Origin of the sequence: Catenuloplanes japonicus, assembly GCF_000717135.1 — a bacterium.
Taxonomy (GTDB): domain Bacteria; phylum Actinomycetota; class Actinomycetes; order Mycobacteriales; family Micromonosporaceae; genus Catenuloplanes; species Catenuloplanes japonicus.
On the sequence record NZ_JNXY01000027.1, the window covers coordinates 22770 to 46338 of the forward strand.

Genomic DNA, 23569 nt, shown 5'->3' on the forward strand with positions numbered 1-23569 from the left:
TCAGCCGGCGACCGTGAAGCCGTTTTTCTGCATGTCGGCGACCGTGGCCGACTGCATCACGTCCAGCGCGGCGGAGAACGGCGTCTTGTCCGTGATCGCCTTGGCGAACGCGTCCTTGTACGTGTCGTACGTGACGTTCGTGTTCGGCCCCCAGGTGAAGCCGGCCGCGGAGTCCGCGATCGTCTTGGCCGAGGTGTAGAAGTCGGCCTGCTGCGGGAAGAACGCGGGCGGGGCCTGCAGGTGCTGGCTGGCCTGCGCCGCGCTGGCCGCCGGGTAGATCGCGCCGGAGGTGATCAGCGAGTCGGTCGCGGCCGTGTCCGTGTTCATCCAGGTGGCGAACTTGACGGCCGCGGTCTTGTGCTTGGACGCCGCGGTCACGCCGGTCGTCGAGCCGCCCCAGTTGCCGGTCTTGTTCTCACCGGCGGACCACTGCGGCAGCGGCGCCATTGCCCACTTGCCCTTGGTGTCGGGCGCGTTGCCCTCCAGCACGCCGGGGCCCCAGACCGCGCTCGGCCAGGCGATGATCGTGCCGTCGTTGAGCGACTTGTTCCACTCCGGCGTATACATCGGGTTGCCGGAGATCGCGCCCTCGGTGACCAGGCCACCCCAGTAGTCGGCGACCTTCTTCGTGGCGGCGTCGTTGACCGACACCTTCCAGGTCTCGCCGTCGATGCCCCACCAGGACGCGCCGGCCTGCTGCGCGAGCCCGGCGAACCAGCCCGGGTCCGCGGCGGAGAACGTGGTCAGGTACTTCGCGCTGTCCTTCTGCCGCACGGTGCGCGCGGTCGCGGCGAACTCGTCCCACGTCTTCGGCACCGTCAGGCCCATCTCCTTGAAGATGTCCTCGCGGTAGTAGAGCATCATCGGCCCGGAGTCCTGCGGGATCGCGTAGACGGCCTCGGTGCCCAGCGTGACCTGCTGCCAGGCGCCGGCCGGGAACTTGTCCTTGACGTCCTTCGTCTGCTCCGCGATGTCCGCCAGCACGTCGTTGCTGACCAGCGTGGGCAGCGACTGGTACTCCACCTGGGCCAGGTCCGGCGGGTTGCCGGCCTTCGCGGCGGTGAGCAGCTTGGTGACGATGTCCGCGCCGCCGGCCTGCTTGCTCAGCACCACCTTGATCTCGGGGTTCTGCGAGTTCCACAGGTCGACGGTCTTCTCGATGCCGGGAGCCCAGGACCAGAAGCTCAGCTCGACCGGGCCGGTGGGCTCTTCCTCCGTGTCGCCGCCACCGGAACAGGCGGCGGTGGCCAGCAGCGTGGTCGCCAGCGCGGCGGCGGCGAGGGACTTGCCTATCGAAGGCCTCATCGGGAGCCTTTCTTCGAGTATCTACGTGCGGTTTCGCCCTGAATGCGGGCGGCCTACCTGCGACGCGGGGATCGGGCCGGCTTCACGGGTGCCCATGGCGTGCCGACCCGGTGAGTGCCGGCGTTACCGGCGTGTGAACAACTGTGAGCGCTCACAGCCTTGCTCGCAACACGCACAGTGTCAAGGGCCACTTTTCCTGTTGGCGGCGCTGTTCAAAGCTGTGCAATCATGCGTCGCATACGTTGGGAGCGTTCACAGTTCGGAGCCGCACATGGTCCAGGTGTCTCAGTTGGCGGTACCGCAGGCCGCGCCGCTCATCCCCCGGTTGGACCGGATCGCCTACGGCGGCGACTACAACCCGGAGCAGTGGCCGGAGGAGGTCTGGGCCGAGGACGCGGCGCTGATGCGCGAGGCCGGCGTCAACCTGGTCAGCGTGGGCATCTTCAGCTGGGCGATGCTCGAGCCGACGCCGGGGCGGTACGAGTTCGGCTGGCTGGACCGGCTCCTCGACCTGATGCACGCGCACGGAATCGCGGTGGACCTGGCCACGCCGACCGCGGCGCCGCCGCCGTGGTTCCTGCGCGCGTTCCCGGACGCGCGGCCGTGGACGCGGGAGGGGACGCCGCTGGGCGGGGGCGCACGGCAGACGTTCTGCCCGAGTTCGCCCCACTATGGCGCGGCGGCGGCCGGCATCACCTCCGAGCTGGGCCGCCGCTACGCGGACCACCCCGCCGTGGTGCTCTGGCACTCGCACAACGAGTACGGCGGCGCGAACGCGCTCTGCTACTGCCCGGTCTCCGCCGCCGCGTTCCGCGAGTGGCTGATCACGAAATATCAGACTTTAGAGGCCTTGAACGCGGCCTGGGGCACCACGTTCTGGAGTCAGCGGTACTCCGACTGGGAGGAGATCGCACCGCCGATCGTGGCGCCGACCGCGGTCAACCCCGCCCAGGAGCTGGACTTCTACCGCTTCTCCTCGGACGCGCACCTGGCGAACTTCCGCCGCGAGCGAGACCTGCTGCACACGCTGTCGCCCGGGATCCCGGTCACCACCAACTTCATGCTGGCGAACTGCAAGAACATCGACTACTGGACCTGGGCCGCCGAGGTCGACGTGATCTCGAACGACCACTACCTGCAGGCCGAGCGCCCGGACAACCACATCGAGCTGGCCATGTGCGCGGACCTGACCCGGTCCGTCGCGGGCGGCACGCCCTGGCTGCTGATGGAACACTCCACCGGCTCGGTCAACTGGCAGCCCCGCAACATCGCGAAAAAGCCGGGCGAGATGGTACGCAACAGCCTCGCCCACCTGGCCCGGGGCGCGGACGGCATCATGTTCTTCCAGTGGCGCGCCTCCCGGATCGGCGCCGAGAAGTTCCACTCCGCGATGCTGCCGCACGGCGGCACCGACACCCGGATCTGGCGGGACGTCGTGTCGCTGGGCGCCTCGCTGTCCGCACTCCAGCCGGTGCGCGGCACGGCCGTCACCGCGGACGCGGCCATGCTCTGGGACTGGGAGTCGTGGTGGGCGCTGGAGCTGCCGTGGCGGCCGTCCTCCGAGCTCACGTTCCGGGAGCGGCAGGAGGCGTTCTACGAGGCGCTGTGGCGGCGGCACGTGACCGTCGACTTCGCCCGGCCTTCTGCGGACCTGTCGAAATATCCGCTGGTCATCGCGCCGGCCAGCTACCTGCTCACCGCCTCGGCCGCCGCGAACCTGCGTGAGTACGTCGCGGGCGGCGGCACGCTCGTCGTCTCCTACTTCTCCGGCATCGTGGACGAGAACGACGCCGTGCACCCGGGCGCCTATCCGGGCGCGCTGCGCGACGTGCTCGGCCTGCGCGTGGAGGAGTTCCTGCCGCTGCACGCCGGCGAGGCGGTGGCGCTCGACTCCGGCATGGTCGGCGACGTCTGGGCCGAGCGGCTTCAGCTGGACGGCGCGACCGTGCTGGCCTCCTACGTGGACGGTCCGGCGGCCGGGCTCCCGGCGATCACGTCGCACGCCTACGGCGAGGGCCGGGCGATCTACGTCTCCACGCGGCTGACCGGCGAATCGCTGGACGCGTTCACGGCCGGGCTCGGCCTGCCCGCGCGCGACCTGCCCGCGGGCGTGGAGGTGGTACGGCGCGGCGACTACACGATCGTGCTGAACCACACCGATGCGGACGTCTCCGTCCCCGGATCCTTCGCGTCGGAGCTGATCACCGGGTCCGCAGTGGACGGGAACGCGGTCGTGCCCGCCGGCGAGGTGCGGGTGCTGCACGCCGGGGCTTGACAGCGATCCGGGTGAATGGTTCCGTGAGCGCTCACAGCGTTACGTCGAGGTTTCCGGGTTCACACCCACGTCGACGGACTGTGAGCGCTCACAGCATTCACGAGGAGCCCGTCATGCTTCGCAGACCCGTCCTGATATCGGTCCTCTCCCTCGGCCTCGTCCTCACCGCCGCCGGCCCGGCGTCCGCCGCGTCGTCCACCGTGGCCGATCCCGGCTTCGAGGCGGGTGGTGCGGGCTGGTCGGAGAGCGGCAGCCGCGCCGCCTCGTTCACCGAGGCCGGTGGTTACGAAGGTGCCGCACAGCTCACCCACCGGTCCGCCGCCGCCTACCGGGTGGAGACCTCGCAGGCGGTCACCGGGCTCGCCCGCGGGCCGCACACGCTCAGCGTGCGCGTGCGGTCGGACGGCAACCAGCCGGACGCGTACGTCTCGCTCCGCCACTGCGGCTCGGCCGAGGAGCGGGCGGCGATTCCGCGTACCGGCGAGGGCTGGGTCCGGATCGCCGTCACCGTTAACGTCACCGGTGGCCGGTGCACGATCGTGCTGCACTCGGACGCGGCGGCCGGCCAGTGGACGAACTTCGACGCCGTCACGTTCGGCCGGTCCCCCTCGGATGCCGGCCTCGCCGTCCGGGGCGCGGACGTCTCGCACCTCTCGAAGAACGAGGACCACGGCGCGGTCTACCGTGACTTCTCCGGCCCGCGCCGGGACCCGTTCTCGCTGCTGGCGGCGAACGACGTCAACTACATCCGGCTCAAGGTCTGGGTGGATCCGGCGGACGGCTACAACGATCTCGCGGACACGCTGGCGAAGGCCCGCCGCGCCCACGCGGCCGGCCAGAAACTCCTGATCGACTTCCATTACTCGGACGCCTGGGCCGACCCGGGCAAGCAGAACAAGCCGGCCGCCTGGGCCTCGCTGTCGTTCGACGGGCTGGTGGACGCGCTCTACGACCACACGTACACGGTGCTCGCGGCGCTGCGTGCGCAGGGAACCCCGGCCGACATGGCGCAGGTCGGCAACGAGATCAACGGCGGCCTGCTGTGGCCGGACGGCCGCTGGGACAACTGGGACGGGCTCGCCGCGCTGCTCACCGCCGGCAGCAACGCGGTCACGGCCGCGTCACCGTCCACCAAGGTCGTGCTGCACCTCGCGGAGGGCGGCGACAACGGCGGGCACCGCTGGTGGTTCGACCAGGCCGTGGCGCGCGGCGTCCCGTTCGACGTCATCGCGGTCTCGCACTACGTCTACTGGCACGGCACGCTCGGCGCGCTGCAGGCGAACCTGATGGACCTCTCCACGCGGTACGGCAAGCCGGTCATGGTCGCGGAGACCGCCTACGGCTTCACCACCGCGGAGAACGACCACGAGGCGAACATCTTCACCGCGTCGCTGGCCGCGACCGGCGGCTATCCGGCGACGCCGCGCGGGCAGTCCGACGCGCTGCGCGACATCCTGACCGTGGTCGACGGCGTGCCGGGCGCGCTCGGCGTCTTCTACTGGGAGCCGACCTGGACCGCGGTCGCCGGCGCCGGCTGGGACCCGGCCGATCCCGCCTCCGGCGACGGGTGGGAGAACCAGGCGCTCTTCGACTACAGCGGGCGCGCGCTGCCCGCGTTGAGGGTCTTCAGCCGCTTCTGAGTGTCCGGTCAGGCCGGGCGCGGTGCGCGCCCGGCCTGGCACACTCGGCGCATGCAGCTCACCGCCGCGCGCACCGCGCTGATCGCCGTCGACCTCATGCCCCGGATCGTCACGCGGGATCTGGGCCCGCACCTCGGCGCCGACGTGGTCGCGCGCACGGTCACGCTCGCCTCCGCCGTGCGGGACGGCGGTGGCACGGTCGTGCTGGTCCGCGTCGAGCGCCCGGACGTCGCGGAACAGCCGCCCGGCAGCGATCTCGTCCCCGAACTGGCCCCGCACGAGCAGGACCTGGTCGTGGTCAAGCGCACGATCGGCGCGTTCTACGGCACCGGCCTCGCCGACCGCCTCCGCGAACGCGGCATCACCACGGTCGTCATGGCCGGCATCGCCACCACCATGGGCGTCGAGTCCACCGCCCGCGCCGCGGCCGACCACGGCTTCGACCTGATCTTCGCCGCGGACGCGATGAGCGGCGTGACCGAGACCGAGCACACGCACGCGCTCACCGTGCTGTTCCCCCGCTTCGGCACCGTGCTCCCCACCGCGGAGATCCTGCCGCTGCTCTAATCCAGCACCAGCATGACGTGCGTGTTCTCCCCGTGCCGCACGGTCCCGTCGCGCCGGAAGCCGGACTTCTCCAGGAGGCGCACGGAGGCGGTGTTGCCCTCGAACGGGTCGGCGTAGATCGGGCGGGTCCGTTCCCGCTCCAGGAACAGGGCGAGGGATCGTGTGCCGATGCCCCGTCCCCACCAGGCACGGCCGAACCAGTAGCCGAGGAAGCGTCGGTTCTCCTCCCACCAGGCGACGATGCTCCCGGCGGTCTCGCCGTCGACCGAGACGGTCTGGACGAAGACCTGCGGGTCGCCGAGGATCCGGGTGGCCCAGTGGGTCATGAACGTGTCGCGGTCGCGGCTGGGGAATCGCGCCCGCTCGGCCGCCTCGGGGTCCAGCTGCTGCACGAACAACGCCTCCAGATCGGCGTCGACGACATCGCGCAGCGTCACCTCATCGCTCATGGTGACCAGTGTGGCCCGGACCACCGGCATTCCCGGCCACCCCCGGGCCGCGCGGCGTGCGACGCCGGCGGGACGCGAGGCGGCGCGGGGGCCGCGCGTGTCCGTGCACGACGGGACCGGCTCCGACGCGAAGCGGCAAGCGGAGCGCCGGCGGAGTCTTGGCGCGCAGCGAGGTTGGCCCGCGGGAGCATGCGGACCGCCACCACGCTGGAAGCGGGAAGACCTAGGGGTTGATCTTCGGGGTTGCTCTCAGGGTTGGCGGCGATAGGTTTCCGATATATCGTCGAAGTATCAGCGATGGCACGCCGATAATCGCGGCGGCAGGATGGAGAAGAGTCATGAAGGGCTTCAACAGGGAGTTCTGGGGCGAAGAGGCGCGGCGGCGGGGGTTCGGGTTCCCGCCGTTCGGGCCGGGGATGGGGCCGTGGGGGCCCGGTGGACCGGGGCACGGGCCGGGGCACGGCGGGCCGCATCACGGGCCGGGCGGGCACCACGGGCGCGGGCGCGGCGGGCGCGGGCGGAATGTGCGCGCGGCCGTGCTGGCACTGCTGATCGAGCGGCCGATGCACGGTTACGAGATGATGCAGGAGCTGGAGCAGCGCACCGGCGGCATCTGGAAGCCGAGCCCGGGGTCGATCTACCCGACGCTGCAGCTGCTCGAGGACGAGGGGCTGATCGTCGCGGAGACGGCCGGCGGGCGGAAGCAGTTCTCGCTGACCGAGGCCGGGCGCGAGGCGGCGGCCGGCGCGGCGGAGAACCCGCCGTGGGCCGAGTTCGGCGACGAGCACGTGTCGCAGGCGCACGACTTCCGGCAGGCCGCGTTCGGGATCATGAACGCGCTGAAGGAGGTCGGGATCAACGGCACGCCGGAGCAGCGGCAGCAGGCGCTGGAGGTGCTCACCGAGACGCGGCGGAAGCTGTACGCGATTCTCGCCGCGGACGAGTGACGGGTGACCACGAAGAAGAGCGGAGCCCCGGGCCTGGTGGAAGCAGGCCCGGGGCTCCGCCCCGTCAACCGGACCCAGGCCCTAGTGGACCGTCACGATCGGCTTCGTGGCGGGCAGCAGGTCGCGGAGCTCCTCCGGGAGCTCCGTGCCCATCTCGTCGGCGAGGCGCAGCGCCTCCTCGACCAGCGTCTCGACGATCATCGACTCCGGCACGGTCTTGATGACCTGGCCCTTGACGAAGATCTGGCCCTTGCCGTTGCCGGATGCGACACCCAGGTCGGCCTCGCGGGCCTCACCGGGACCGTTCACCACGCAGCCCATGACCGCGACGCGCAGCGGCGCCGGGAAGCCGTCGAGCGCGGCCGTGACCTGCTCGGCCAGCGTGTAGACGTCGACCTGGGCGCGGCCGCAGGACGGGCAGGAGACGATCTCCAGGCCGCGCTCGCGCAGGCCCAGCGACTCCAGGATCTGGTTGCCGACCTTGATCTCCTCGACCGGCGGCGCGGAGAGCGAGACGCGGATCGTGTCGCCGATGCCCTCGGCCAGCAGCGCGCCGAACGCGACGGCGGACTTGATCGTGCCCTGGAAGGACGGGCCGGCCTCGGTCACGCCGAGGTGCAGCGGGTAGTCGCACTGCTCGGCGAGCTGCCGGTACGCCCGGATCATGACGACCGGGTCGTTGTGCTTGACCGAGATCTTGATGTCGCGGAAGCCGTGCTCCTCGAACAGCGAGCACTCCCACAGCGCGGACTCGACCAGCGCCTCCGCGGTCGCCTTGCCGTACTTCTCCAGCAGGCGCTTGTCCAGCGAGCCCGCGTTGACGCCGATCCGGATCGGGACCTTGGCGTCGCCGGCCGCCTTCGCGATCTCCTTGACCTTGTCGTCGAACTGGCGGATGTTGCCCGGGTTGACCCGGACGGCCGCGCAGCCCGCGTCGATCGCGGCGAACACGTACTTCGGCTGGAAGTGGATGTCCGCGATCACCGGGAGCTGCGACTTCTTGGCGATGGCGGGCAGGGCCAGAACATCGTCCTGCGACGGTACGGCGACGCGGACGATCTGGCAGCCGGACGCGGTCAGCTCCGCGATCTGCTGCAACGTGGCGTTGATGTCGGACGTCAGCGTCGTGGTCATCGACTGCACGCTCACCGGCGCGCCGCCGCCGACCGGGACGGATCCGACCATGATCTGCCGGCTGGCGCGCCGGGCCGCGAGTGGCGGCGGGGGGACGGCGGGCATTCCGAGACTGATGGCGGTCACAAGGCTGTCCTTCGACTCAGTTCAGAGTGATCGGGTTGAGGATATCGGCGGTCAGCGTGAGCAGCGTGAACGCCCCGAAGATGAGGATGACCACGTAGGTCAACGGCATCAACTTGAAGTAGTCCACCCGGCCCGGGTCGGGACGGCCGAGACGAGCGTAGAGCCACGACCGGACGCGCTCGAACCAGGAGATCGCGATGTGGCCGCCGTCCAGCGGGAGCAGCGGCAACAGGTTGAAGATGCCGATGAAGAAGTTGAGCACGACCAGCAGGTTGAGCGCGACCGCGTACTCCTGGCGCTCGACGAGCTCGCCGCCGAGCCGGGTCGCGCCGAGCACGCTGATCGGCGTCTCCGGATCGCGCTCCTCGCCGACGATCGCGGCCCAGAGCAGCGGGATCTTCTCCGGGATGCGCTTCAGCGACTCGAACGTGCCCTGCACCATGTCGATGACGCCGTGGTACGTGAGCCCGAACGCGGCGCCGGGGCCGGCCACCGTCTTCGGGATCACCGGGGAGATGCCGAGCACGCCGACCGTCTCGATGTCGTCCGGCGTGATGTCCTCGACCGTCTGCACGTCCGAGTCCTGCTTGACCTTCTCGGCCAGCGGGATCGTGACGGTCGCGGTCTGCGACGCGCCGGCCCGCTCGAACGTGATCGTGGTGGACCGGCCGCCGGCGGCCCGGATCAGCCCGCTCATCTGCGCCCAGCCGGTCACGGGCGTGCCGTTCACCGCGGTGATCACGTCACCGGGCTGCAGGCCGGCCGCCTTCGCCGCGCTCGGCGGGCTGGTGGCCGGGTCGCACACGACCTGCTTCTTGTTCTCGACCTGGATCTTCGCGGTGGTGCACTCCGAGATCGAGGCGACCTCGGGGCGGACCTCGTCGACCTGGGCCGCGTTGCTGAACGGCACGAACGCGAACGTGCCCCAGAGCAGCACCGTGCCCAGCGCGAAGTGCATCGCGGAGCCGGCGGCCATGACGATCGTCCGCTTCCAGAGCGCCTGCCGCCACATCGCGCGCGGCTCGTCACCGGGCTCGACGTCGTCGTCCTGCGGGACCATGCCGACGATCTTCACGAACGCGCCGGCCGGGATGGCCTTCACGCCGTACTCGATCTCACCGCGGCGGAACGAGAACAGGGTCGGGCCGAAACCGATGAAGAACCGGGTGACCTTCATCTTGAACAGCTGTGCCGACCACATGTGGCCGGCCTCGTGCAGGGCCAGCGAAATGATCAGGCCGATCGCGAAGACCAGCACGCCGACCCAGAACATCACACCCATCAGGCTCCCCCGGTCAGGCCCGCCGGCTGTCCGGCGCTCGTCGCAATGATCTCTCGGCTTCGCGTCCGCGCCCAGGCCTCGGCAGAAAGCACGTCGTCGACGGTACTCGGTTCCCCGAAATCGGGCGCCTCGGCCAGAACGTCACGGACGGTGTCGACAATGCCCAGAAACGGCAGATCCCCGCTGGCGAACGCGGCCACGCACTCCTCGTTCGCCGCATTGAAGATCGCGGGACGGCAGCGGCCCTCCGCGCCCGACTTCTTGGCCAGCGCCACGGACGGGAACGCCTCGTTGTCCAGCGGCTCGAACGTCCAGGCGCTCGCGGTGCTCCAGTCGACCGGCTTCGCCGCGCCCGGCACGCGGTCCGGCCAGCCCAGGGCCAGCGCGATCGGCAGCCGCATGTCCGGCGGGCTGGCCTGGGTGAGCGTGGAGCCGTCCACGAACTCGACCATCGAGTGGATCATCGACTGCGGGTGCACGACGACCTCGATCCGGTCGTACGGAATGCCGTACAGCTCGTGGGCCTCGATCACCTCGAGCCCCTTGTTGACGAGTGTGGCCGAGTTCATGGTGATGACCGGGCCCATGTCCCAGGTCGGGTGCGCCAGCGCCTGCTTCGGCGTCACGTCCTGCAGCTCGTGCCGTTTGCGACCGCGGAACGGGCCGCCGGACGCGGTCAGGATCAGCTTGTGCACCTCGTCCGCACTGCCGCCGCGCAGGCACTGGGCCAGCGCGGAGTGCTCCGAGTCGACGGCCACGATCTGGTCCGGGCGCTGGATCGCGGCGCGGACCAGCGCGCCGCCGGCGACCAGCGACTCCTTGTTGGCCAGCGCGAGCGTGCGGCCGTGCTTCAGCGCGGCCAGCGTCGGCGCCAGGCCGAGCGAGCCGACCACGCCGTTGAGCACGATGTCGCACGGGAGCGCGGCCAGCTCGGCCATCGCGTCCGGACCGGCGACGATCTTCGGGATCTTGAACTCGCCGCTGGTCCAGCCGCGGCGCGACGCCTCGGCGTAGAACGCGAGCGTCAGATCCTGCGCGGCCGTGGCCTTCGCCACGCCGACCACCTCGACGCCGAGCTCAAGCGCTTGTCTGGCCAGCAGCTCGACGTTGCCGCCGCCCGCGCCGACCGCCACGACCGTGAAGCGCTCGGGGTTGCGCACCACGATGTCGATGGCCTGTGTGCCGATGGACCCGGTCGAGCCGAGCAGGACGATGTGCCGAGGCGAACTCACGCCCCCATTCTCCCCCACGGGTCCCGGAAGCCCGCCGGACGCCCGGCGGGCTACTCGTCCAGCAGGTCAGCGGGGTCGATCTCGAACGCGAACGGGTCCTTCATCACGAACATGGTGCCGGCGGCGGCTGCGACGAGCGGCTGGTACTCGCCGTCGACGAGCTGGTGGAGCACCATCGCCGGGATCCGGTTGCGGAACTCGACCCGGAGGAAGAACGGGACGCCGGCCGCGGCGTACTCCTTGGGGCGGTCGATGATGTCCTTGCGCCGATTACCGGCGGAAACGATCTCGCCCAGCAGCACGGCGGACTCGATCGGAACACCAGCCTTGTCGACGCCCGATTCGCGTAGAACGACCACATCGGGGATGAACAGGTCGTCACCAGAGATCACATTGATCTCGTGATAACCGAAGTAGCCGACTCGCCGTGCCGCCTGTTTGAGCAAAAAGGCCAAATTGAGCTCGATGCTCTGATGGTTGACTCCTGCATGCGGACTCACGACGACACTCCCACGGAAGACCTCCACCCGAGGACCCTTGGTCTCGGGCAGCAACTCAAAAGCGAGGTGAGAGGTCCAGGGCTCGTCACGAATGCCGAGCCACTGGAACGAGGGTCCGACTGGCATCTCCACAGCGGGTTCGTCGAACTCTTCAATCGGCTCAGCTCCCACGTGACCTCCCCTCTCCGCGGAACATCATGCCGAAGCAAGCCTACCGGCGCTGCCCCGTCCCCCGTTCGTGCGCACGAAGGCTTCCAGCGGAGTCCCGCCGTACCAGCGGTCGGAACGGAGGCCCAGCGGCCGCATCCCCAGACGGGTGGCGACCGCGGCCGAGGCGGTGTTGCCGGGGTAGACGACCGCGTAGATCTCCGGGGCGCCCGCGGCGAACTCGCGGTCGAGCAGCGCGCGGGCCGCCTCGGTGGCGTAGCCGCGGCCCCAGGAGTCGGGGTGCAGGAACCAGCCGGCCTCGATGTCAGCGGTGTACGTCGCGTTGTCCAGGCCCGGCAGCGGCTTCAGCACCACGCCGCCGACGACCGTGTCCGTGCCGCGCGGCTGCACGGCCCAGACGCCGTAGCGGCCGGACGTCTCCTCGGACAGCGTGGCCCAGCGGCGGACCATGGCCAGGATCGCGGCCGGCTCGGTGACCGGGCGGCGGTCGGCGAGCCAGCCGGCCACCTCCGGCCGGGACCGGATGTCGCGCAGCCGCGCGAGGTCGGCCTCGTCCTCGCGCCAGGGGCGCAGTTCCAAACGGTCTGTCCGCAGCGTCACCACCTGCCCGACCGTAGCGTGCGCGGACGTCATCCGGGAAAAGAGAGAGTCATGGGGCTCTTCACGCCGTTGCGCGGGCGGGACATCGCGCTGCACGCCGCGGCGATCACCTACTACGGCGGGATCGCGGTGGTGCCGGTGGCGCTGCTGGCGATCTGGGCCGCGTCCGTGCTGGCCGGGGCGGAGGCGATGCGCGCGCTGGCGGACCCGGCGATCCAGGCGCTGCCGGACCGGATCGGCGCGGACCGGGCCGCGTCCGCACTGCTGGAGGCCGGTATCGGGCTGACGCCGATGCTGGCGCTGGCCTCGCTGCTGCCGGCCACGTTCTACGGCGAGGGGCTGCGGCGGGCGTTCGTGTCCGTGGCCGGGCCGCAGGAGTCGCTGGCCGGGTGGCGCGGGCGGGTGCTGCTGCTGCCGATCGTGGTGGCGTCGCCGGGGCTGCTGGCGGCCACGCTGGCGTCCGTCCCGTACGCGGCCCGGCTCTTCGACCAGGGCGGCTGGGCACGTTTGCTCGGCATCGTGGTCTCGTTCGCCGCGGTGTGGCTGGCGCTGACGCCGGTGCTGATCTGGATCTACCGTGGCCTGGCGCCGGGCCGTCGCTCCGGGTGGCCGCGGACCGTGCTGGTCGGCTCGTTCACGGCCGCGAACCTGTCCGGCTTCCTGCACGGCTTCATCCTGTTCTGCTCGCTGCCGCTGGATCTGGGGCTGCCGTTCGGCGGGCTCGATCCGGTGGGCGCCGTGGTCGCGGTCGGCCTGTGGCTCTACCTTTTCCACGTGATCGTGCTGGCCGGATTCGCGGCGAGCAGGAGCACCTCGCCCATGAAGCCGTAGGCTCACGCCATGCTTCCCTCCACAGCCGATGTGATCATCGTCGGGGCCGGGCACAACGGGCTGGTCTCCGCGATCCTGCTGGCCCGCGCGGGCCTGGACGTGGTGGTCCTGGAGGCCGCCGGCGTGCTCGGCGGCGCGGCCCGCACCGAGGCGCCGTTCCCGCGCGTGCCGGACCTGCGGCACTCCACCGGGTCGTACCTGCTGGGGCTCATGCCGCCGGAGCTGCTGCGCACGCTGGACGTGGAGATCCCGGTGCTGCGCCGCGACCCGCACTACTTCCTGCCGACGCCGGACGGGCCGTACCTGCTCTTCGGCAGCGACCGTGCGTCCACCCGGGCGCAGATGACGTCGTTCTTCTCCGCCGCGGACGTGAAGGCCGACGACGCGATGCAGGCCGAGCTGGCCGCGATCCGCGACGACCTGGCCCCGGCCTGGCTGGCCCCGCCGCTGCCGGTCGAGGAGACCGCGGAACGGTACCTCCGGCCCGCGCTGCGACAGGCCTTCGCCGACCTGGTCCGCGGGTCCGTCGCCGACTACCTCGACCGGTTCGAGTTCGACTCCGAGCTGCTGATCTCCATGTACGCGGTGACCGACGGGCTGTCCGGCCTCAACGCGGGCCCGGACGATCCCGGCACCGGCCACAACTTCCTGGTCCACAACATGTGCCGGCTGCCGGGCGCGGACGGCACCTGGATGATCGCCGCGGGTGGCATGGGCACGGTGTCCGCCACGTTCGCGTCCGCCGCACGCTCCTCAGGAGCAAAAATCTTCGTGGGTACGGAGGTGAGCGCGATCGACGTGGACGGCGGTGCGGTGTCCGGCGTGACGCTCGCCGACGGCCGGACGATCCGGTCCTCGGTCGTGCTCGGCGCCTGCGATCCGTACCGGCTGATGGATCTGGTTCCTGAGGGTTCGCTGCCCCCGGCGCTGGTGGCGCGCATGCGGTCGGTGCGGCGGACCGGCACCACGCTCAAGGTGAACCTGGCGCTCTCCGGCCTGCCCTCCTTCTCCTGCCTGCCGCCGGGCGCGCCGAGCCCGTTCGGCGCCACGATCCACCTGCTGCCGGGCTCGTCCGCGGGCGGTGCGCCGATGGCCTCGCTGCGCGCGATGTGGGACTCGGTGGTCGCCGGTGAGCTGCCGTCCGAGCCGACCGTCGAGTGGTACCTGCACACCACGGTCGACGACTCGCTCCAGGACTCGGCCGGGCACCACTCGTCCGCGCTGTTCGTGCAGTCGGTGCCGTACGCACCGGCCGCCGGCAGCTGGGACACGCTGTTGCCCTCCTATGTGGAGCGCCTGCTGGACGTCTGCGAGTCGTACGCGCCGGGCACGCGGAACCTGGTCGCGGACGTGGTGCCGCTGACGCCGCCCGGCATCGAGGCCCACTTCGGCATCACCGGCGGTCACATCCACCACGTCGACAACACGGTCTCCTTCACGGACCGGATGCCGTACGAGACCGGCCTGGACGGCCTGTTCGCGGGCAGCGCGGGCACGTTCCCGGCCGGCAGCGTGATCGGCGCGGCCGGCCACAACGCGGCCCGCGCCGTCCTCAGCGCGCTCCAGCGATGATCGACTCCAGGCGCGCGCGGCACTCCTCGGCGAACTCGGGGAACGACTCGCGGTAGTAGGAGAGGCCGCTGACGCCCGGCGCGATCGCCCAGGCGCGGGCGCGCTGCCAGGTGAGGTCGTCGAGGCCGGTCACGTTCCAGTAGGCGTCGCGGGCCTCGGGCGGCAGGTCCCACACCGGCGCGTGCTCCGCGTCCGGGAAGCCGACCGCGATGCCGGCGAAGTCGATGACCGCGTGCAGCGCACCGTCGCGTACCAGCAGATTCGTCGGTTTCAGATCCGCGTGCAGCCAGGTGTGCGGCGCGACCGGATCGGGGAGCGTCAGGGCCTCGCGCCACAGGCGTTCCAGCGTGGGCACGTCCGAGACCAGCCCTTCGCAGGCGGCGAAGCCCGGACTGACCCAGTCGTCGCAGTCGCGCAGGAGGCCGCCGCGGTACCAGGACAGGTCGCCGTCGCGGGTCGCCCCCATCAGGTCCGTGCCGTGCAGCTCGTTCACGAACTCCGCCAGGTCACGGCCGAACGCGCCCCAGTCCCGCACGGTCCCCGGACCGGCCTCGTCGCCGTCGATCCAGCGGTAGACCGACCAGGGCAGCGGGAACGCGTCCGTCGGCGCGCCCTCGTGCACCGGCTCCGGAATCGCCACCGTCAGGTGCGGCGCGAGACGGGGCAGCCAGTGCCGCTCCTTGACCAGCATTCCCGCGGTGAACGGCCGGCGCGGCATCCGGACCAGCAGCTCGTCCCCGAGCCGGTACATGGTGTTGTCCGTCCCCGCGCCCGCCCTGCTCAGCGGCAGCTCCGCCCACTCCGGACACTGCGCGACGAGCAGCCCCCGGACCACCGCCTCGCCGGCCGGCACCTCGTCCTCATGCAACGCCATCCCGCGATCATCAGCCGCCCGCGCCGCACCGGCAACCCTTTTACCGCCACACGCGGCACACCCCGAAGACCACATTCTTCTTCCCGCTTCCGGCGTGGTGACGGTCCGCATGCTCCCGCGGGCACCGGTCGTCGCCGGCGCTCCTCCCCGCCGGTTCCGCGCCCCTGGGCAAACCCGCCCGCGCCGCTCCGCCGTGCCTGGTGCCTGCCGAGGCGTCACCGACCACCGCGCCCACGCCCGAAATATCAGCTCATGACGGTCAGCACAGAATCGCCACGAACACCTGATCCCAGGTTCCGCAGCCGTGTTCCGATTCGGATAGATCGCGCCAGAAGCGGGCCGGCCCGACGAGATGGATCACGACATCTCGGCGTCAGGCCTGGCAGCCGTCACCGCACCACGGCGCGCGAACTCGCGACGCGGTCGGGAATCGGCGGCACCGCGGGAATCGCGTGATCTTTCCCGACCACGACGGGACCGGCTCCGATGCGGCGTGCGGAGCGCAGGCGGAGCCCGCCGCGAGGTTTGCCCGCGGGAGCAACGCTGCCGGACCACGCCGGAAGCGGGAAGTCGGGGTTCGGGATCGTCGCTGGGCAAGCTCAATCGGGAGCAGACGCGCCGGAAGCGGGAAGAGGATGTGGATGCTCTTCCCGCGCAGCGGTGGATCAGGCTTCGGCCGGGGCGTCCTTGCGGGCGGCGCGGATCTTGTGGCCGACGGAGGTGAGGCAGCGGCCGGAGGGGAGGTCGAAGCGCCAGCCGTGCAGCTGGCAGGTGAGCTGGTCGCCGTCGACGATGCCGAAGCGGGTCAGGTCGGCCTTGAGGTGCGGGCAGCGGCGCTGGACCTCCCAGTCGCCGAGCTCGATGCTCTCCGCCTCGACCGCGCGCTCGTGCTCGTCGTACCAGCCCTCGGCGTACTGCAGGCGCTCCTGGGAGAGGCACTTGAAGAACGCGTAGACGAACTCGTTGTACTGCCCGATGCGCGCGGCGGAGAAGCGGCAGGAGAGGAAGAGCGAGTTGACCCAGTCGACCTCGCCGGTGAAGAGCAGGTGCTCGATCAGCGCGCGCTCGGTCTTGAAGCGGTAGCGGACCTTCTCGTCCGCGTACTGCCGGACCTCTTTGCCGGGGAAGTCGACCACGATGGACTCGACGGACTCGCCGTCGTAGCCGACCAGATCGAAGCGGACCGGGCCGCCGACGCCCTTGGCCATGTAGATCGACGCCTCGAGCAGCGGCTCGATGCGCCGCTTCATCTCGGCCAGCACGTCGACCTCCGGGTGCCGCCAGGACGCCTTCTCCGCCTCGATGATCGGGCGCTTGCGCTCCCGCATCTCCTCCAGGTGGGCGGCCTTGTTCGCGAAGAACTCGTCGACCGGCACCGGGTGCGCGGTGGTGACGCCGCCCTCCGTGTTCAGCTCGGAGACGGAGCCGGGGAGCAGGACGACGCCGTTGGTGCCGCCGACCTTGGCGTATTCCGACAGGAAGACGCTCTGGTCGGGGAAGATCGCGCCCTCGTCGCCGAAGATGTCGTTGAACTGGTAGAGCGAGTCGTCCAGGAAGCACGGCGGGCCGGCGATCGGGAAGACGTGGTCGGCCTTGAGGTCGTCGATGTAGCGCCAGGTGCGGTCGAACTGCCGCTCGCGCTTCTGCTTGCCGAACGCGCGCTTCGCGGCCTCGGGCAGCTCGTAGACCATCGGGTACCAGATCGCGCCGGAGAACTGCAGCATGTGCGCGTGCACGTGGCCCAGCTCGGCGAAGCGGGACAGGTCGCTCGGGCGGGCATCGTTCTGGTTCAGCAGGCGGATGCCGTCGTGCTCGACCCAGAGCGAGGAGTCGCCGATCGGGCCGTCGGTCGGCGAGATCAGCGCCTGGATCATGATCTTGAGCCCGCCGTCGAGCTCCACGACCTCTTCGTTCCTCGTCTTGATGAAGCTGCGGAAGCCCAGCTCGCGCAGCTCGTCCTCAAGCTCGCTGGTCGGGTACTCCGGCAGGAGCACGGCGGCCTTCTTGGACACGTGACGCTTGAGGTTCTCCGCGTCGAAGTGGTCGCGGTGCAGGTGCGAGACGTAGAGGTAGTCGACCTTGCCGAGCGACTCCCAGTCCAGCTGCGAGTTGTCCGGGAACGGGAACCACGACGCGAAGAACGCCGGGTTGACCCAGGGGTCGGTCAGAATGCTTCCGGCAGCGGTGTCGATCCGCATGCTCGCATGACCGGTTCCCGTCACTCGCACGGCACTGCTCCCTTAAGCTACGACGGCGGTGGTTCGAGCCAGACGTTACCGGACCCGCGGGAAGCGCCGCCGGTGCGTCGGCCGGGAGGCTTATGCGTCACAACATCCACCGCATGTCAGACTAACCGGCGGATGTGAACGCACAGCGGAGGAAGGACCCACAGTGTCGGATAGCGAGCCGGTGGTCGCGCCCGATCAGCTCAAGCCTGGCAATCGCAAGGCGGGACGCATCCTGGCGGTGCTGACCATCCTGGGCCTGCTGGCGATGACCTGCGGAAACCACGAGGGCCGGATCGAGGACATCTTCCTGATCGTGATCGCGGTGGGCATCGCGGCGATCCTCGTCGGCGACGTGGTCCTGCGCCGCGCCGGCCTGCGCGAATAGCGTTCCCCCACAGATCTTCGAACCAAAAGATCAAGCCCGCTTCCACGGTACGACGGAAGCGGGCTTGATCTTTGCCAGTGCTCAATGGCCCAGCAGGATGTCCTTGACCTCCTTGAGCGCCGCGTCCACCTCGGCCTCGAAGTAGCCGCCCGGCACCAGGCCGAACTGCAGCGTGTCCAGATCGTTCTCGTTCACCGGCATCGGGCCGCGGCCGGACATGGCCGTGAGGATCTCGTCGAACAGCCGGTCCACCTGGTCGGGGTCGTACCCGCTGCCGAACCGCCGCGGCTGGAACGTGCGCCGCAGGTGGTCCACCCGCTGCATGTCACCGCCGCCACCGCCACCGCCCATACCGGGGCCGGGGCCGCCCGGACCCGGGCCGCCGCCGAAGCCGTTGCCGGGGCCACCGGGACCGTCGTAACCACCCGGGCCGTCATAACCGCCGGGGCCACCACCGGGCCCGCCGCCGGGTGGCAGCGGCGGGCCGCCGAACGCGCCGGGCGGGGGGCCACCGGGCGGCGGACCGCCGAAGCCGGGACCCTGCGGACCGCCGGGCGGCTGGTTGCGGGGACGCCGCTCCAGCTCGGGCAGGCGGATCTCCGCCGTCATGTCCATCTTGCCGTGCCGGCCGGGCTCGAAGCCGGGGAAGCCACCGCCCGGCGCCTCGAAGTTGCCGCCACGGTCACGCGGGTCACGGTCGTCGAACTGGTCGTAGCCGCCGGGCCCCTGCGGACCACGCGGTCCGGGACCCTGCGGGCCACCGCGCGGGGGCAGGTCGAAACCGCCGGTCCGCGGGTCGTCGCGCGGCGGCACGTCGAAACCGCCGGTCCGCGGGTCGTCCCGCGGGGGCACGTCGAAACCGCCGGTCCGCGGGTCGTCGCCGAAGCCGCCACGCTCACGCGGATCACGGTCTCGGGGGTCGCGGTCACGCGGATCACGCTGCGGCGGACCGCCGAAGCCACCGGTGCGCGGCTCGTCGAAGCCCCCACGGTCACGCGGGTCGCGCTGCGGCGGGCCGCCGAAACCGCCGGTGCGCGGCTCGTCGAAGCCGCCGAACGGCGGGGGGCCGTCGTCGAAGCCACCGGCGCGGGCGGGAACGCGTCCGCCGGGCGGTCCCATCCGGTCCGGTGGTCCCATGCGATCGGGAGGTCCCATGCGGTCGGGAGGCCCCATTCGGTCCGGCGGGCCCATGCGATCGGGCGGGCCCATCCGGTCGGGAGGGCCCATGCGATCCGGCGGGCCCATCCGGTCCGGCGGGCCGTGGCGACCGGGACCGTCGAAACCGTCCGGACGACCGGGGCCGTCGAAGCCACCGGGGCCGTCGAAACCGCCCGCGCCGTCGAAGCCCTGCGGGCCCGAGGGGAAGCCGCTGCTGCTCATGCGGTCGGGCGGGCCCATCCGGTCGGCGCCGGCCGGAACGCGCTCGGGCCCACGGGCGCCGCCGCGCTCGTCGAGCTCGGCGAGCTGCCGCTCCACCCGGTCCAGGTGCAGGTCGACCTGCCACTCGTCGTAGCCGCCGAAGCGCACGCGGAAGACGACGTCGTGCACCTCCGACGCGGAGACCGGGGGGCCGCTCTGCTCGCCGGCGAGCGTGGCCTCGACCCGGTCGAGGAACGAGTCGACCTCTTCCACCTTGTACCCGCGGCGAAGCGCGCGCCTCCGGAAACGCTGACCCTGACTCGTCACTGTGTCTCCTGGTCTCGGTTCGCTCGCTCGGCGCCGGCGGGCGCCCTCGTCGCGTACGCCGCCATCAGTGAACCCTCTCCACCTTGGTCCCGGCTGTGTGCGCCACGATCGACGTCACACTGTGCGACGTCGCAACACACATACCCACACAAGGAGAGGTTCATTGTGCCTCCGCGCCGTCGAGCGCGCTCGCCGCCAGCTGTCCACAGGCACCGTCGATCTCCTGGCCGCGCGTGTCGCGCACCGTGGTGGAGACGCCGGCCGCGCGCAGGCGGCGCACGAACTCGCGCTCCACCGGCTTCGGACTCGCGTCCCAGCGGCTGCCGGGCGTGGGGTTCAGCGGGATGAGGTTGACGTGCGCGAGCTTGCCGGCCAGCAGACGACCGAGCAGATCCGCACGCCAGGGCTGATCGTTCACGTCACGAATCATGGCGTACTCAATCGACACGCGCCGCCCCGTGCGCGCCGCGTAAGCCCAGGCGGCATCTAGCACCTCGGCCACCTTCCAGCGCTGGTTGACCGGAACGAGTTCATCGCGCAGATCATCATCGGGCGCGTGCAGAGACAGCGCAAGAGTCACCGAAAGGTCCTCATCGGCCAACTTGCGCATGGCCGGAACCAGACCGACGGTCGAAACCGTGATATGCCGTTGGGAAAGGCCCAAACCGTCCGGCGCGGGGCTCGTCAGGCGCCGGACCGCGGCGATCACCCGGGGATAGTTCGCCAAGGGCTCGCCCATGCCCATGAAGACGACGCGGGACAGGCGCGGCGGGGAGCCGGCCACCGCGCCGCTCGCCGCGACGCCGGCCAGGTAGACGACCTGGTCCACGATCTCGGCGGTGGAGAGGTTGCGGGTCAGGCCGGCCTGACCGGTCGCGCAGAACGGGCACGCCATGCCGCAGCCGGCCTGGCTGGACACGCACGCGGTGACCCGGTCCGGGTAACCCATCAGCACGCTCTCCACGAGCGCGTTGTCGTGCAGGCGCCAGAGCGCCTTGCGGGTGGCGCCGTCGTCGCAGGACATCTCGCGCACCGGCGTGAGCAGGTGCGGCAACAGGTCTGCCCCGATCTTCTCCCGAGCCACGGCCGGGAGGTCGGTCATCTCCGCCGCGTCGCGCACGTAACGCCCGAAGTACTGCGTGGAGAGCTGCTTGGCCCGGAACTCGGGCAGTCCCAGCTCCTTGACCGCGGCGCGGCGGGCCTCGGGATCGAGGTCGGCCAGGTGGCGCGGCGGCATCGCCGGACGACGGCGCCGAGGACCGGCCTGTGCGGGCACGGCGTCGTCGGGCGTCTCCGGGGTGCTGGGAACGACGGGGATGAGAGGAAGAGTCGGGCCCATCACGGTGTCTGCAGCGCCTCACTACGTCGGGTCAAAACGTCTCGGTCGGGCGGTGCCGCCGGGGTCACCCGGCGGGAATCGCACCACGCTGGGAACGCCACCACGACCTCAACCAGTCTCCCACGGTACGGCCGGTAGTAATGCCGCACAGGGTGCCAAAGCTGCGTCCTCGCTCACCCTGCCCCTTCCACACGCACGCCGGCGGCCGTCCGCCGCCGCGCTCAGGAGGTCGGCGCCAGCACCGAGAGCAGCAGGAACGCGGTCGGCAGCGCGAACAGGATCGAGTCGAGCCGGTCCATCAGGCCGCCGTGGCCCGGTAGCAGGTTGCTCATGTCCTTGATGCCGAGATCCCGCTTGATCATCGACTCTGCCAGATCACCGAGCACCGCGGAGATCGTTACGCCGATTCCGAAGACCGCACCCCACCACGGGGGTACGTCCAGCAGCAGCCAGACCAGCACGGCGCTGCCCACGGCGGACGCGAGCGCGGACCCGCCGAAGCCCTCCCAGGACTTCTTCGGGCTGATCGACGGCGCCATCGGGTGCTTGCCCAGGAAGATGCCGGCGGCGTAACCACCGGTGTCGGTGAGCACCACCGCGACGACCGTGACGACCACCCGGGCCACACCGTCCTCCGGGTACGCCAGCAGCGCCGCGAACCCGCCCAGGAACGGCACGTAGACCGTGACCAGCGTGGCCGCGGAGAGGTCCCGCAGGAAACCGGACCGGCCGTCACCGAGCCGCCACAGCGCCGTGGCCAGCACGGTCACCAGCAGGCCGAGCGTGAGCGCGTCCGGACCGGCGAACCAGGCCAGGCCGGCCATCAGCACACCGCCCGCGATCAGCGGGATCATCGGCGGGCGGGCGCCGCCGGCCGCGAGCGCGCGGGTCATCTCCCAGATGCCGACCACCCCGAGCGCGGCGATCAGCAGCAGGAAGCCCTCGCGCCAGAAGACGAGCGAGCCGGCGGTCACGGCGCCGAGCGCGAGGCCGACACCGATCGCGGCGGGAAGGTTGCGGCCGGGCGCCGGCAGTCTGCTCCTGGCACTCTCCGGGTCCTCGGACTCGAAGGAGGCCTGACGGATCGCGTTGCCCGCGGCGGGCGCGCCAGACCAGGTCGCGCGACGGCGGCCCTTGCCCCGGCGGCGCGGCGGCTCCGCGTCGTCGTCCTCGGTCCTCGACGGGCCGGCGGGCAGCTGGAGGGCGGGGCCGCGCGGGGTGGTGTCCCCCGGGCCCTGCGGGCCACTGCCCCGGACACCGGGCGTGCCGGGACCGGAAACGCCGGCACCCGGAACGCCGGCACCTGGACGGCCCGGCACGTCGGCGCCGGGACGGACGGGCACGATGGCGCCCGACCGGCCGGGTGCGTCGGCACCCGGGTGAACCGGCACGTCGAGACCCGGGCGGACCGGCACGATGGCGCCCGATCGGCCGGGTGCGTCGACACCGGGGCGGCCCGGCACATCGGAACCTGGGCGGCCGGGAACGCCGGCACCCGGGCGGCCGGGCACGTTGGCACCCGGGCGGCCCGGTATCACGGCCGGGGGCGGACCGGACGGGCGATCCATGACGAACTCCGCGGTGGCTCCCGCGTCCGTGCCGGGCGGCGCGTAGACGGGCGCGATCGGCTCCCGGCCGCCCGGCCGGTCACCGCGCGGATCACGATCGGGGTGCTGATCCGGCCAGTACGGATCGGGCGCGGCACCGGTGTGCCGCGCCCGCTGCCGTGCGTCGCGCGCGTCGTCGTAGGGGTCGAGGTGCGGCATCAGACCTCGAGGAGCTCGGTTTCCTTGTGCTTGACCAGCTCGTCGACCTGGCCCACGTACCGGTGGGTGAGGTCGTCGAGCTCCTTCTCGGCGCGGCGCCCGTCGTCCTCGCCGGCCTCGCCGTCCTTGACGATGCGGTCCAGCTCCTCCTTGGCGCGGCGGCGCACGTTGCGCACCGCCACCCGGCCGTCCTCGGCCTTGCCCCGGGCGACCTTGACCATCTCGCGGCGGCGCTCCTCGGTCATCTGCGGGAGCAGGATGCGCAGCATCGAGCCCTCGTTGCCCGGGTTCACCCCGAGGTCGGAATCGCGGATGGCCTTCTCCATGGCGCCCAGCTGCGATACGTCGTACGGCTTGATGATCGCCATCCGCGGCTCCGGGATGGCGACGGACGCCATCTGCGGCAGCGGGGTGGGCGTGCCGTAGTAGTCGATGATGATCCGGGAGAACATCGCCGGTGTGGCGCGACCGGTACGGATGGCGGCCAGCTCGTCCTTGGCGTGCTCAACGGCACGCTCCATCTTCTCCTCGGCCTCGAGGAGCGTATCGTCGATCACCGCTCCCTCGCCTCCTCACTCCTGCTCGGCGGGTGCTGCGTCCAATACCCGGGGATCATCGCTGGTCGGGCGGGTACACGGCCTCCCAGGAAGCGCGCACCACCCG

20 protein-coding genes are annotated in these 23569 nt (G+C 71.2%); 7 read left to right on the top strand and 13 right to left on the bottom strand.

All coding sequences use genetic code 11. The features are described from left to right. The gene (locus OP04_RS32955; protein ID WP_033343837.1) at window positions 1-1305 is read right to left on the bottom strand and encodes an ABC transporter substrate-binding protein; all 1305 of its coding nucleotides are present in this window, start codon (window positions 1303-1305) and stop codon (window positions 1-3) included. A 271-nt stretch (window positions 1306-1576) separates the two neighbouring features. Here OP04_RS32955 and OP04_RS32960 point away from each other — a divergent pair, with 271 nt between their 5' ends. From OP04_RS32960 to OP04_RS32970, 3 genes are all read left to right on the top strand, one after another. Beyond that, entirely contained in the window at window positions 1577-3580 is a 2004-nt protein-coding gene (locus tag OP04_RS32960; RefSeq protein WP_033343838.1) for a beta-galactosidase, read from the top strand. Between the two features lie 113 nt (window positions 3581-3693). Then, a complete protein-coding gene (locus OP04_RS32965) occupies window positions 3694-5220 on the top strand; it encodes a glycoside hydrolase family 53 protein (protein ID WP_033343839.1) in 1527 nt (508 codons plus the stop codon). Between the two features lie 51 nt (window positions 5221-5271). Continuing rightward, on the top strand, window positions 5272-5787 hold the full coding sequence (locus tag OP04_RS32970; RefSeq protein WP_033343951.1) for an isochorismatase family protein: 516 nt from the start codon (window positions 5272-5274) through the stop codon (window positions 5785-5787). Here OP04_RS32970 and OP04_RS32975 read toward each other — a convergent pair. After that, complete coding sequence (locus OP04_RS32975; protein ID WP_198154061.1) at window positions 5784-6236, bottom strand: GNAT family N-acetyltransferase; 453 nt, start codon at window positions 6234-6236, stop codon at window positions 5784-5786. The two genes, OP04_RS32970 and OP04_RS32975, sit on opposite strands and share 4 nt — an antisense overlap. 338 nt (window positions 6237-6574) lie before the next feature. On the opposite strand from OP04_RS32975, the gene OP04_RS32980 reads away from it, so the two are divergent. Next, window positions 6575-7183, top strand: coding sequence for a PadR family transcriptional regulator (locus OP04_RS32980; protein WP_033343840.1), 609 nt, complete (start codon window positions 6575-6577; stop codon window positions 7181-7183). A gap of 81 nt (window positions 7184-7264) precedes the next feature. Here OP04_RS32980 and ispG read toward each other — a convergent pair whose 3' ends face one another. The 5 genes from ispG to OP04_RS33005 are packed head-to-tail and all read right to left on the bottom strand — an operon-like array spanning window position 7265 to window position 12258. Beyond that, a complete protein-coding gene (gene ispG, locus OP04_RS32985) occupies window positions 7265-8443 on the bottom strand; it encodes a flavodoxin-dependent (E)-4-hydroxy-3-methylbut-2-enyl-diphosphate synthase (RefSeq protein ID WP_033343841.1) in 1179 nt (392 codons plus the stop codon). A 16-nt stretch (window positions 8444-8459) separates the two neighbouring features. Beyond that, window positions 8460-9719 (bottom strand): M50 family metallopeptidase, encoded by a 1260-nt coding sequence (locus OP04_RS32990; protein ID WP_033343953.1) that lies wholly within the window; start codon window positions 9717-9719, stop codon window positions 8460-8462. Window positions 9720-9724: 5 nt separating this feature from the next. Next, window positions 9725-10957 carry a 1-deoxy-D-xylulose-5-phosphate reductoisomerase gene (gene dxr / locus OP04_RS32995; protein ID WP_033343842.1) on the bottom strand — a complete coding sequence of 411 codons (1233 nt, stop codon included), beginning with the start codon at window positions 10955-10957 and terminating at the stop codon, window positions 9725-9727. Window positions 10958-11007: 50 nt separating this feature from the next. Next, a complete protein-coding gene (locus tag OP04_RS52250) occupies window positions 11008-11628 on the bottom strand; it encodes a Uma2 family endonuclease (RefSeq protein WP_085066957.1) in 621 nt (206 codons plus the stop codon). Between the two features lie 24 nt (window positions 11629-11652). Then, a complete protein-coding gene (locus OP04_RS33005) occupies window positions 11653-12258 on the bottom strand; it encodes a GNAT family N-acetyltransferase (RefSeq protein ID WP_051799461.1) in 606 nt (201 codons plus the stop codon). An 18-nt stretch (window positions 12259-12276) separates the two neighbouring features. Between OP04_RS33005 and OP04_RS33010 the strand changes: the two genes are divergently transcribed. Both OP04_RS33010 and OP04_RS33015 read left to right on the top strand, forming a co-directional pair. Then, window positions 12277-13056: a YhjD/YihY/BrkB family envelope integrity protein gene (locus OP04_RS33010; protein WP_051799462.1), complete on the top strand. Its 780-nt coding sequence runs from the start codon at window positions 12277-12279 to the stop codon at window positions 13054-13056. Between the two features lie 9 nt (window positions 13057-13065). Further along, window positions 13066-14628, top strand: a complete 1563-nt coding sequence (locus OP04_RS33015; RefSeq protein WP_033343843.1) for a phytoene desaturase family protein — start codon at window positions 13066-13068, stop codon at window positions 14626-14628. Here OP04_RS33015 and OP04_RS33020 read toward each other — a convergent pair. Together OP04_RS33020 and OP04_RS33025 are read right to left on the bottom strand one after the other, a co-directional pair. Beyond that, window positions 14609-15502, bottom strand: a complete 894-nt coding sequence (locus OP04_RS33020) for an aminoglycoside phosphotransferase family protein (RefSeq protein WP_033343844.1) — start codon at window positions 15500-15502, stop codon at window positions 14609-14611. The two genes, OP04_RS33015 and OP04_RS33020, sit on opposite strands and share 20 nt — an antisense overlap. Window positions 15503-16167: 665 nt before the next feature. After that, complete coding sequence (locus tag OP04_RS33025) at window positions 16168-17730, bottom strand: Rieske 2Fe-2S domain-containing protein (RefSeq protein WP_033343845.1); 1563 nt, start codon at window positions 17728-17730, stop codon at window positions 16168-16170. A gap of 163 nt (window positions 17731-17893) precedes the next feature. Here OP04_RS33025 and OP04_RS33030 point away from each other — a divergent pair, with 163 nt between their 5' ends. Further along, a complete protein-coding gene (locus OP04_RS33030; protein ID WP_033343846.1) occupies window positions 17894-18115 on the top strand; it encodes a DUF2631 domain-containing protein in 222 nt (73 codons plus the stop codon). A gap of 81 nt (window positions 18116-18196) precedes the next feature. Here OP04_RS33030 and OP04_RS33035 read toward each other — a convergent pair whose 3' ends face one another. The 4 genes from OP04_RS33035 to frr form a co-directional block, all read right to left on the bottom strand. Then, window positions 18197-19801, bottom strand: coding sequence for a DivIVA domain-containing protein (locus OP04_RS33035; protein WP_033343847.1), 1605 nt, complete (start codon window positions 19799-19801; stop codon window positions 18197-18199). A 160-nt stretch (window positions 19802-19961) separates the two neighbouring features. After that, complete coding sequence (rlmN, locus tag OP04_RS33040; protein WP_033343848.1) at window positions 19962-21140, bottom strand: 23S rRNA (adenine(2503)-C(2))-methyltransferase RlmN; 1179 nt, start codon at window positions 21138-21140, stop codon at window positions 19962-19964. Between the two features lie 221 nt (window positions 21141-21361). Beyond that, window positions 21362-22906: a phosphatidate cytidylyltransferase gene (locus OP04_RS52255; protein ID WP_232323833.1), complete on the bottom strand. Its 1545-nt coding sequence runs from the start codon at window positions 22904-22906 to the stop codon at window positions 21362-21364. Further along, the gene (frr, locus tag OP04_RS33050) at window positions 22906-23463 is read right to left on the bottom strand and encodes a ribosome recycling factor (RefSeq protein ID WP_033343849.1); all 558 of its coding nucleotides are present in this window, start codon (window positions 23461-23463) and stop codon (window positions 22906-22908) included. The genes OP04_RS52255 and frr overlap by 1 nt, the downstream gene beginning before the upstream one ends. Window positions 23464-23569: the final 106 nt, after the last annotated feature.